The sequence below is a fragment of the Marinospirillum insulare DSM 21763 genome (assembly GCF_000686905.1).
GTDB classification, from domain to species: Bacteria; Pseudomonadota; Gammaproteobacteria; order Pseudomonadales; family Halomonadaceae; genus Marinospirillum; species Marinospirillum insulare.
This window is the reverse complement of record NZ_JMLW01000029.1, coordinates 17,862-28,654: the sequence shown is the minus strand read 5'-3', so window position 1 is coordinate 28,654 and position 10,793 is coordinate 17,862. Positions and strand designations below refer to the sequence as shown.

At 43.1% G+C, this 10,793-nt stretch carries 11 protein-coding genes; 8 read left to right on the top strand and 3 right to left on the bottom strand.

The window, feature by feature from the left end; translation table 11 throughout:
* Positions 1 to 339: IS30 family transposase (locus BP27_RS0111300; protein ID WP_160169827.1), on the top strand; the 339-nt coding region annotated here is incomplete at its 5' end.
* Positions 340 to 356: 17 nt separating this feature from the next.
* Positions 357 to 1,109, top strand: a complete 753-nt coding sequence (locus BP27_RS0111295) for a MipA/OmpV family protein (protein WP_027851647.1) — start codon at positions 357 to 359, stop codon at positions 1,107 to 1,109.
* Between the two features lie 2 nt (positions 1,110 to 1,111).
* Here BP27_RS0111295 and asd read toward each other — a convergent pair whose 3' ends face one another.
* A complete protein-coding gene (asd, locus tag BP27_RS0111290) occupies positions 1,112 to 1,969 on the bottom strand; it encodes an archaetidylserine decarboxylase (RefSeq protein WP_027851646.1) in 858 nt (285 codons plus the stop codon).
* 97 nt (positions 1,970 to 2,066) lie between these two features.
* On the opposite strand from asd, the gene pgi reads away from it, so the two are divergent.
* The 6 genes from pgi to BP27_RS0111255 all read left to right on the top strand — a co-directional run bounded on the left by pgi (position 2,067) and on the right by BP27_RS0111255 (position 8,135).
* On the top strand, positions 2,067 to 3,728 hold the full coding sequence (pgi, locus tag BP27_RS0111285; RefSeq protein ID WP_027851645.1) for a glucose-6-phosphate isomerase: 1,662 nt from the start codon (positions 2,067 to 2,069) through the stop codon (positions 3,726 to 3,728).
* A gap of 15 nt (positions 3,729 to 3,743) precedes the next feature.
* Entirely contained in the window at positions 3,744 to 5,012 is a 1,269-nt protein-coding gene (locus BP27_RS0111280) for a hypothetical protein (protein ID WP_027851644.1), read from the top strand.
* Complete coding sequence (locus tag BP27_RS0111275) at positions 5,012 to 5,761, top strand: OmpA/MotB family protein (protein ID WP_036240144.1); 750 nt, start codon at positions 5,012 to 5,014, stop codon at positions 5,759 to 5,761. The genes BP27_RS0111280 and BP27_RS0111275 overlap by 1 nt, the downstream gene beginning before the upstream one ends.
* An 8-nt stretch (positions 5,762 to 5,769) precedes the next feature.
* The gene (locus BP27_RS0111270; RefSeq protein ID WP_027851642.1) at positions 5,770 to 6,291 is read left to right on the top strand and encodes a hypothetical protein; all 522 of its coding nucleotides are present in this window, start codon (positions 5,770 to 5,772) and stop codon (positions 6,289 to 6,291) included.
* A 248-nt stretch (positions 6,292 to 6,539) separates the two neighbouring features.
* Positions 6,540 to 7,598 carry a 3-deoxy-7-phosphoheptulonate synthase gene (locus BP27_RS0111260; RefSeq protein WP_027851641.1) on the top strand — a complete coding sequence of 353 codons (1,059 nt, stop codon included), beginning with the start codon at positions 6,540 to 6,542 and terminating at the stop codon, positions 7,596 to 7,598.
* Positions 7,599 to 7,607: 9 nt separating this feature from the next.
* Complete coding sequence (locus BP27_RS0111255; RefSeq protein ID WP_027851640.1) at positions 7,608 to 8,135, top strand: DUF3087 family protein; 528 nt, start codon at positions 7,608 to 7,610, stop codon at positions 8,133 to 8,135.
* Between the two features lie 5 nt (positions 8,136 to 8,140).
* On the opposite strand, the gene BP27_RS0111250 is transcribed toward BP27_RS0111255, so the two are convergent.
* Both BP27_RS0111250 and ppk1 read right to left on the bottom strand, forming a co-directional pair.
* Positions 8,141 to 8,470, bottom strand: a complete 330-nt coding sequence (locus tag BP27_RS0111250; RefSeq protein WP_027851639.1) for a hypothetical protein — start codon at positions 8,468 to 8,470, stop codon at positions 8,141 to 8,143.
* A gap of 99 nt (positions 8,471 to 8,569) precedes the next feature.
* Positions 8,570 to 10,774, bottom strand: coding sequence for a polyphosphate kinase 1 (gene ppk1, locus BP27_RS0111245; protein ID WP_036240141.1), 2,205 nt, complete (start codon positions 10,772 to 10,774; stop codon positions 8,570 to 8,572).
* Between the last annotated feature and the right edge of the window lie 19 nt (positions 10,775 to 10,793).

Here is a 10,793-nt window from a genome sequence, read left to right as displayed (position 1 = left end):
ATCGAGTTGTTAACACCCTTTGCTTCTGTTGGTTTAGTACATACTCTAACGGCAGATAATGGTAAAGAGTTTGCTGAGCATCAAGCCATTGCAAAAGCACTGAATTGTGACTTTTACTTTGCAGACCCTTATGCTTCTTGGCAACGTGGATTGAATGAAAATACAAATGGCTTAATACGTCAATACTGCCCCAAAGGTTCATGCTTTAAGCACTTAGATGATGAGCATTTTGAATTCATTATGCATCGTTTAAATAACCGACCTAGGAAAACACTTGGAATGAAAACACCAAATGAAGTATTGTTTGAAGAATTACAGGCTGTTGCACTAGCAAGTTGAATCCAAGTGAGTAAAAGATGAGATTTAAAGTTATTTTATTTACCCTTGGCAGCTTGTTGTTTAGCTTTAATTTACAAGCCAAATTAGGCGTAGGTGTCGGGTTTGCTCAGGGTCAAAGTCCTTATCGTAGCGTTTCTTCAAACCCCAATATTTTACCTGCCTATATAAATTACCAAGGGGATAAGGGGTACTTTAGAGGCATTGAAGGCGGTTTGCACTTGTGGAAAAAGGGAGAGCGAGGTAAGCGTTTTACTGTTTCTGCTATCGGCTCTTTACGTATGGAAGGTTACAAGGCTTCAGATTCTTACTACTTACAAGGCATGGAAAAACGCCAATGGTCTTTGGATATGGGCTTAGGTTCTGCTTTACAACTGGGTTATAACCGCTTTTCTGCTAGGGTAGTGACTGACACTTTGGGGCGCCATAAAGGCTATTCTGCAGGCGTGGGTTACGCGCGTATTATTCCTATGAGCAAAAAGTTTATGCTAGTCCCTTCAACTCATGTCACTTGGCAAAGTAACCAGTTATTAGATTATTATTTTGGGGTTACAAAAAATGAAGCTAATGCCTTTTTAGATCGCCCAGCCTTTGAAGCTAAAGGTGGTGTGCAGCTAAGGGCGAGTTTACTAGCTAGTTACACTATTAATCCTAAGACATCGCTTATGCTCGTTGCTACCACTCGCAGACTGCCAAATAGTATTACTGACAGTCCGCTAGTCGATAAAAAGCAAGTCAGCACAGTTTTTGGTGCAATTAACTTCAGCTTTTAAATTTAACTTTTAAGCTTGGCTAAAGCTTCACCTAGCCTAACTGGAGTACCATTTTGTAAGTCTTCACGCCATTCTAGAGCGTCTGGTCCAAACACTAGAATTGCCGTGGAGCCTAATTTAAAACGGCCCATCTCGGCACCTTTTTCTAACACGATTGGTTGTGGATCGTTGAAATCTTTTATTGTTACTTTGCGTGCTGGGGGTGCAACCTGACCATCCCAAACCGTTTCTATACCTGCCACTATCATGGCACCCACTAGAATAAGTGCCATAGGGCCTGCAGGGGTTTCAAAAAAACACACTAGGCGCTCATTACGGGCGAATAATCCGGGCACATGGTTGGCAGTGGCTTGATTAACTGAAAACAATTTACCAGGTACATAAATCGTCTCTAACAAACGACCCTGCAAAGGCATGTGTACTCGGTGGTAGTCTTTGGGTGATAAATAGATGGTAGCAAAACTACCCCCCATAAAGGCTTGTGCTTTTTCTAAATCACCACCTAACAAACGCGTAAGGCTATAATTAATACCTTTAGCCTGCATAAGCTGACCATGCTGTAATTGACCTAATTCGCTAATGGCACCATCGGCAGGGCTAACTAACTGGGTAGGATCTGCTAAGATTTCACGCGCGCCAGGTTTTAATTCACGCGTAAAAAAGTCATTAAAATTTTCATAGCTGCTAGGGTCTTCATTTAAAGCCTCGCTCATATCGACATTAAAGCGTTTAATAAATACTTTAATAAGCTGGTTTTTAATCCAACCAATACGACACTCAGCTAAACGGCCAGTGAAACGAGATAGTAAATGCTGTGGTATTAAATATTGTAACCATGAAAAAAATTTGGATTTATTCACAAAAAATGCCCTGTAATGGAATAGACCTACGCATTGTAGCGGATAGCGCCTACAAAAAGGTAAACTTCCTAAAAGATCTAGCAAGGAAATGTTAACTATGTCACGCCCCAGCAACTTAGCCAGTTGGTACGCTTTACAACAAGAAGCCAAACAAATGGGTGATCGTCACCTACGCGAAATGAGTAATAATGACCAGCGTTACCAAGAGCTTAGTCGCCACTTTGATGGCCTGCTGTTAGACCTATCCAAACAGCGCATTGAGCCATTAACGCTACAATTGCTGTTACAACTGGCTGAAGAGTGCCAACTAAGCACTAAAATTAACGACCTGCTGACTGGCCAACCCATTAACCTAAGTGAAAAAAGACCTGCACTTCACACAGCTTTACGCCTACCCGCTAATGAAGAACTTTGGGTTGATGGCCAAGATATCAACCTAGGCATACAAGCTAGCTTAGATAAAATGCAGCAGCTAGTAGAAAAAATTCATGCTGGCCAGTGGCGTGGTGTTACTGGCTTACCCGTTACCCATGTTGTTAACCTTGGTGTGGGTGGCTCAGATTTAGGCCCCCTCATGGTTTGTCATGCTTTAGCTGACTTTAAGCCCAAAAATATTAGCCCTGTAAAAATTCAATTTGCATCAACCATTGATGGCTCACAGCTAGCCGAAAGTTTAAAAGAACTTAACCCTGCCACCACCCTATTTATATTTTCTTCTAAATCTTTTAGCACCATCGACACCCTAACCAATGCCAAAACTGCGCGTCATTGGTTGGTTGATAAACTAGGTAATGAAGAGCTCGTTTTAAAACAGCACTTTATTGGTGTTTCAGGTTCAACAGAAAAAATGACCCAATGGGGGATAGCAGAAGAAAACCAGCTATTGTTTTGGGATTGGGTTGGCGGACGTTATTCACTTTGGTCTGCCATAGGCTTACCCATTGCACTGCAAATAGGTATGCAAGGGTTTCGCCAGCTGCTAGCTGGAGCCCATGCGCTAGACCAACACTTTGCCACTAGCCGACTAATCGACAACCTGCCTGTTTTACTGGCTTTAAGTGGCATTTGGAATATCAATTTTTTAAACATTCGTGCCCAAGCTATTTTGCCCTACGATGGCCGCTTAAAATATTTTCCAGATTATTTAACCCAGCTAGAAATGGAATCTAACGGCAAAAGTACCAGCCTTAAAGGCGAAGCAGTCGATTACGCTACCTGCCCGGTACTTTGGGGTGAACTAGGCCCGAATGCTCAGCATGCTTTTTACCAGCTTTTACACCAGGGTACAGAAGCCGTAAACTGTGATTTTATTGCCCCTGTACACCGTTACCATGAAATAGAAGACCCAGAAGCCAGAAAGAAATTTCAGGATCAGCATAGGCTTTCTTTAGCTAACTGTTTTGCTCAATCTCGCTTACTGATGCTAGGAGATGCGGCTGTACCTAAGCTTGAATCTGACCAACCCATGCCACACCTACTTTACCGAGGCAACCAACCCTCTAGCACCCTGTTAATTGATGAGTTAACCCCCTATAGCCTAGGTCAGCTAATTGCTCTTTATGAACATAAGGTTTTTGTACAAGCAGCCATTTGGAATATTAACCCCTTTGACCAATGGGGCGTTGAGCTAGGTAAAAAAATTGCGTTAGCCACCGAGCAGGCATTATTGGCTGAAGACCAGCAGGTTAATCCCGAAGCTTTTGATCCTTCTACTAGCGGGTTGTTAAAGCATTGCCTTACAACCATTAAACAATCCTAGAGAAATAAACGTTTTATGAACTTTATAAGTGCTTTTTCACCACTAACCTTATTTTTTATTTTTCTTATCACCGCCATGACCGCCTACTTTCATGGGCCTGTTTATTCTCTGCGCACCGTTAATGCTGCCCCTTCCATTCTTACCAGCGTGGGTATTTTTGGTACTTTTTTAGGTATTGCTCTAGGGCTAATGAACTTTGATGCTGCCGATGTAGAAGCCAGCGTACCCCAATTAATTGAAGGCCTAAAAACCGCTTTTTGGTCATCCATCGCCGGTTTATTAGGTGCTATGACCATAAAAATGCGTCATGTGCTTAACCATGTAAGAGGCATGGACGGCAGCGTACAGGTGACAGGCGCAACAATAGATGACCTAGCCACTTTATTAGGTGATATTCGTTTATTACTCAAAGATTCAGGGCTAACCAAAGTAGATGAATACTTAAAAACCACCGACCAACGCTTAGAAACCAGCTTAAAAACTTTTGCCCAAGGCATAGGTGATTACCAACAACAAATGGCCGATGCCAACTCCCAAGCCCTAATCACTGCCCTGCAAGGTTTGTTAGCCGATTTTAACCAACAAATAGGCACTCAGTACGGTGAAAACTTCCAACAGCTTAATGAAGCCGTAGGACAAATGCTGCAATGGCAAGACAACTACAAACAAGAGCTAGAAGCACTCTTAAACGAACAAAGAGCCAATGGCAAAGTTTTAGACAAGGCCACCGAAGCTTACAAAACCATGGTGGAGCATACCCAAGCCTTTAACCAAGTTGCTGAAACCCTAGGCAGTGTTATGAGTGGCTTACAAGTCCAGTCAGAATCTTTGGGTAACTACCTAGATTCTTTAGCTAACCTAGTCAACAAAGCGGGAGGTGGGTTACCTAAGCTTGAAGAACGCATACATATCTTAACGGATGGTTTGGCAGGCCAATTAGATAAACAACATACCCAAATGCAACGTTTGATTGATGGTTCAGCTAAACGTGTAGCCGATAGCGTAGAAACACTTAACCAAGTTTTAGGCCCACGCCTAGATGAGCAGCTAGCCCGTCAGCAAGCTCTGACCGACCGCACCCTAGATAAAACCGAACAACAGCTGGTGCGTTTAGATGCCGCTTTAGAACATGAGCTTACCCATTCGCTACAAACCTTTGGTAGCCAACTTGCTGCGCTTTCAGAGAAATTTGTCAGCGACTACACCCCTTTAACGGACAAGCTGCGTGAATTAATTAAGGTTGCTGAACAGCTAGACAAAAATAGCAAAGCTGGGGGCGCTTAATGAGCCTGCTAAGCAACCAAGAGCAAGAAGCACTTGCCGATGAAGAAGGTGCTCACTGGATTTCCGTTAGTGACCTAATGGCTGCACTGATGATGGTGTTTTTATTAGTGTCTGTGGTATTTATGGTGATAGTTAAAAAAGAAAGTGAGCGGATGCGTGAAGTCGCAGAAATTTATCTTGATCTAAGGCAGATGCTCTACCAAGATTTACTGGATGAATTTGAGCAGGATTTACCCCGCTGGGGAGCAACACTCACCCCAGATCTAGTCATTAGCTTTCAAGATAGCGGGGTCTTGTTTGAAGTTGGTTCTTCTCAACTAAGGCCAGCCTTTGAAAGCATTTTAAGTGATTTTTTCCCTCGTTATGTCGAAGTTATTACCTCAGCAGATTACCGTGAAGATATCGAAGAAGTGCGCATCGAAGGCCACACTTCACGCGATTGGACCAATGCGCGCACCGCAAATGAAGCCTATATAAACAATATGCGCCTCTCGCAAGAAAGAACCCGTTCCAGCTTAGATTACGTCATTAATTTACCTGCGGTAATGCAAGAGCAAGAATGGCTAAAACATAATTTAACCGCTAATGGCTTATCTTCTTCACAACCTATTTTTAACAGTGATGGGAGTGAGAACAATGAGCTTTCCCGCCGCGTAGAATTTCGAGTGCGTACCGATGCCGACTCACGTATTCGTGCCATTTTAGAAGAGCAGCGCCAGCCTGTTAGCCTAGAAAAAACTAAGCCCTAGTTAATCCAATGAAACTGCCAAACTTCACAGAATTCGAACCCTTCAAACAGCTACGCCTTAGTATGGGCGCGCGTAAAGCTGGGCATTTTGAATTGTTTAACCCAGACAAACACCTCACAGGTAAAGAAAGATCAGAACTAGACCAACAAGGTAAACTGCTTCCCCTACATCGCCTTAAATACTATGCCGATACCACCTGGGGACTAAAAAATACCCGTGTCGCCATTTACCTAGAATCAGCCTCAGACTACCACCTAGCCCAGTGTAAAGTGACTCAAGCTTGGGAAGTAAACACCAGCGTTTGGGTGAGCACTCGCCGCACAGGGAATCTACCTCTAGGCGCTCATCTAGCTAGTTCACGCCAAGTCTGTGCTGACTGCTTGCAGCTATTAAATTACAAGGGCTTTGACCTGCAGAAAAACCGTAAAATTGCTTATAGCAAAAACCTTATTCAAAACTTCTCCAGAGAGGAGTTTTTTCGTATTTATACCCTCTATCCAGTGCAAGGTTTGGCAGAAAAACTTGCATAAGTGAATTAGGGCGTTTATCTTGGTTGCCAAGTAAACAAATATTTAATCGAAGGCAGCAAACTATGCAGCAAAATTCTATTAACCAAAAGACACACCTAGCACAAGCTAGCGTTTCTTTTTATGGCTATTGGTTTAGCAGAATTTGTCGCGTCTGAGATTTTTTGCGGGCGCCTAGTGGCTGCCCAGGCATATAAAAAAACCCCGGTGCAGTCTAATCACCGGGGTTTTTTTATAAGGAAAATTTGGTAATGAATAGCAAACTATCTACAACTACTAATGAACAAAGTATTACAACACCTGCTGAACTCACTCAACAACTGCCGCTAGCAGCTAACCTGCAAGCGCAAATAGCAAAACAGCGTTTAGCCATTCAAAAAATTATTAGCGGTGAAGACAAACGCTTAATTGTAGTGGTTGGCCCTTGCTCTACACACGATAGCGCAGCCAGCCTGGATTACGCTCAACGCCTAGTAAAGCTACAAGAAAAAGTCGCCGATAAACTCTTATTAGTCATGCGTGTTTACCTAGAAAAACCCCGCACCTGCTTAGGTTGGAAGGGTATGGTAAACGACCCAGACCGTGATGCTAGTAATAATCTCAACAAGGGTTTGCTGGTTTCTCGCCAACTAATGCTGCAAATAGCGCAGCTAGGCTTACCCCTAGCAACTGAAGCCTTAAACCCTTTTTTAGCTCCCTACTTTGAAGATTTAGTGAGTTGGTACGCCCTAGGTGCACGCACCACTGAATCACAAACCCACCGTGAAATGGCCAGCCAATTACCTGGCAGCCTCGGCTTTAAAAATGGTACTGATGGTGGTTTTTCAGTCGCAATCAATGCCATTAAAGCAGCAGCTCAGCCTCAGCAAATTACACGCATCAATAGTCATGGACAGTTAGTTTTATCTAATTCACCCGGTAATCAGTCCAGCCATTTAGTATTGCGTGGTGGTAATGCTGGCCCTAACTACTACCCAGAACAAGTAACTGCAGCCAGCCAAGCTCTGCTTAAAGCGGGTGTTAACCACCGAGTAATGATTGACGCTAGCCATGCTAACTGCGGTAAGGTAGCCGAGCGCCAGCAAGAGGTGTTAGAAAGCGTGGGGCAACAGTTGCAAGCTAACCAACCCATTTTAGGTGTTATGTTAGAAAGCTTTTTAGTGGCAGGACAACAGCCTTTGCAGGCAGGTGAAGGAACTTATGGGCAATCTATGACTGACCCTTGTTTAGACTGGCAGGCAACTTCTAATAGCTTAATTAAATTAGCCCAAACGGTTAAGCTAACTGCTCAAGTAGCAGAGCCGGCTTAAGGAAAAACAATGTTTACCCTGCAAAACCTAGACCCAGCGGATTACCGTCAACGAACGCGTAAAAGTAGTTTTATTTTAATTATAGTTTTTGCTGCTTTAGCCATGGGGCTTTCAAGCCTGCTAGTGATTATTTGGGGCACACCCGGTGGCAATAATTTTCACCTTAACCTAGCGGGTGTTTTGCTGGGATTAGTCGCAACCCTGTTAATGATTAAGCTGGTATTTAGTCAACAGCCCTTTATGCGAGAAGCTATCTACGGCTGGCATTTAAAGCGCAACCTAATGCGCGTTACCAATAAAATGCACCAAATTAAAGCTTTGTCAGAAAAAAACAGCCCTGAAGCCTTAAAACTGCTGCGCTTTTATCATCTAGCACTCGAGCAAATGCATCGTTTAGAAGGTGATGACACAGCACTACTTGAATTAAAAGTAGACAAGTTGGCCACTGAAGAACAGATGCACCAGCTAAATATGGATACGGAACTTAATTATTTAGACCCAGCTTGGCTAACAACCCTTGAACAACAAACGCCCTAATCACATTAGTGGCGTGTTGTTTGGTCGGCTTTTAGCTTTTTTTGCTCCATCATTAAAGCCGTAACATATTCAGCACGCGTTGAAGCATTAACAGGCTTTTCGCGCTCTTGGCACCAGCTAATTAAAGCTTCAACATCAACTTCTACTTTTTCAATTAAAATATTACGCGTAGCAAATACTTCAATCATTTCTAGGCTTTTAGCTTCCCACTCCTGCCAGGTTGCTTCTAAGCTAGCTCGGTCTTCTGCCACTTCAAGTAAGCGTGACCATTGGTCTGGTTTTATCCAACATAACCCAGCCACTTGAGGTGTTACATCTATTGTTTGTTTAGTCATTCTTCCTCCAATTAAATCTCTTTAATGCCTTAAAGCAATAGCAGCAGCCTAGCACCAAGCCAAGCCCTTTTACCAACCCTATTAACTTAATAAACACAGCTAGCTTAGCTTTTCTGCATAAGCATCTAACAAGGTTTCTTGAACACTCACTTCAGCTTCACCTTCTTCTGGCGAGTTGAGCAAGTAACTACCATCACTTAGTAATTCCCAGCTTTGGCAGTTATCTAATAAGTAGGTTTCTAAATCTTTTCGTACCCGGTTAGCTAAACGAGCATCAAGAAGAGGAAAACAGGTTTCAACTCGATGAAAAAGGTTACGCTCCATTAAGTCAGCACTGGCACAATAAACTTCTTCCTGCCCGTCATTATAAAAACAGAAAACGCGTGTATGCTCTAAGAAACGACCAATAATAGAGCGAACTCTAATGTTATCTGATACCTCTGGAATACCTGGCTTTAAACAACAGATACCCCGGACGATCAAATCAATTTCGACACCTGCTTGGCTAGCACGATAAAGGGCTTTAATTAACTTAGGTTCAGTAACTGCATTCACTTTAATAATAATGCGAGCCTTTTTACCTGCATTCGCTAACTCAGTTTCCTTATCGATCATGTCAACCAGCTTTTTATGCAGGGTAAAAGGTGCATGCAGCAGCTTGCGCATATTTAAGACCTGGCCCATGCCGCATAACTGTAAAAATACCTTGTGTACATCTTCGCAAATGTCTTTATTAGCTGTTAACAAGCCATAGTCGGTATAAAGACGTGCAGTTTTTGCATGATAGTTACCTGTCCCTAAATGCGCATAAGGACGCAACTGCCCCTGCTCTCGACGTAACAAGTGCATCATTTTGGCATGGGTTTTATAAGCAACCACACCATAGATAACGATAGCGCCTGCTTCTTGCAAACGACTAGCTAGGGTTAAGTTGTCAGCTTCATCAAAACGAGCGCGTAGCTCTATAACAACGGTGACCTCTTTACCATTACGCGCAGCCTCTACAAGTGCGCTAACAATATTGGAATCTGCTCCTGTGCGGTAAAGGGTTTGCTTTATGGCTACAACGTCTGGATCATTAGCTGCCTCACGCAACAAATCTTCTATAGGAGAGAAGCTTTCAAAAGGATGATGGAGCAATAAATCATTTTGCCTAATAGCATTAAAGATTGAGCCTTCTTCTTTTCGTAGTGGCTTAGGTAGGCCAGGTGTAAAAGGTTTGTACTGTAAGTCTGGACGCTCTATTTGACCCATCACTGCCATTAAGCGATTAAGGTTAACAGGCCCATTTACCCGATAGAGGTCTTCATCGGTTAAGGAGAATTGTCTTAGTAAAAACTGAGCTAGCTCTTCTGGGCAGTTATCTGCCACTTCAACCCTTACTGCATCTCCATAACGCCTAGATAAAAGCTCGCCACGCAAAGCACTGGCTAGGTCAGCAACATCATGGGAGTCAACGGCTAGATCTGCATTGCGGGTAATTCTAAATTGATAGCAACCTTTAACCTGCATACCAGGAAACAATGATTCCGCATGGGCATGAATCATTGAAGATAAAAAAACAAAATTATCACCACTTTCACACAACTCATCCGGTAGGCGTAATAAGCGTGGTAAGGAGCGAGGAGCTGGCAAAATAGCTAAGCCGCCTTCACGCCCAAAGGCATCTTTGCCCTCTAAGGAAACTATAAAATTTAAGCTTTTATTAACCAATCGTGGAAAGGGGTGGGAAGGGTCAAGGCCGATAGGGCTGATAACGGGCAGTATTTCATTATTAAAAAACTCTTCAACCCAGCTAGACTGTTCTTTTGTCCATTGCTCACGGCGAATAAAGCGCACCTGCTCTTTTTCCATTGCTGGAATGAGCACTTCATTTAAAATTTTGTACTGGCGTTCTACCTGCTCATGGCATAACCGAGAAACTTCTTTTAATACTTCGCTAGGACGCATACCGTCTATAGCTGACTTCTCTCTATCTAGGGCGACTTGATGGCGCAAGCCAGCCACACGAATTTCAAAAAACTCATCTAAATTGCTAGAGAAAATAAGCAAGAAAAACAGTCGGTTTAAAAGCGGGTGGCTAGCATCTAAAGACTGTTCTAACACACGAATATTAAACTGTAGGTGGGATAGTTCACGATTAAAATATAAATCAGGAGCATCCAAGTCTATGCTGGCATCTGGTTTTCGTCTGCGTACACCGCTTTTGCTTTGATTAATTCGCAAATTGGTTCGTGGTGTACTTGCTAGTGGAGTTTGAACACTTGCCGCTTGAGAGCTGGTTGCTTCTGGTTTTATCGTCATCTATCCCTGCCTTTTAAGT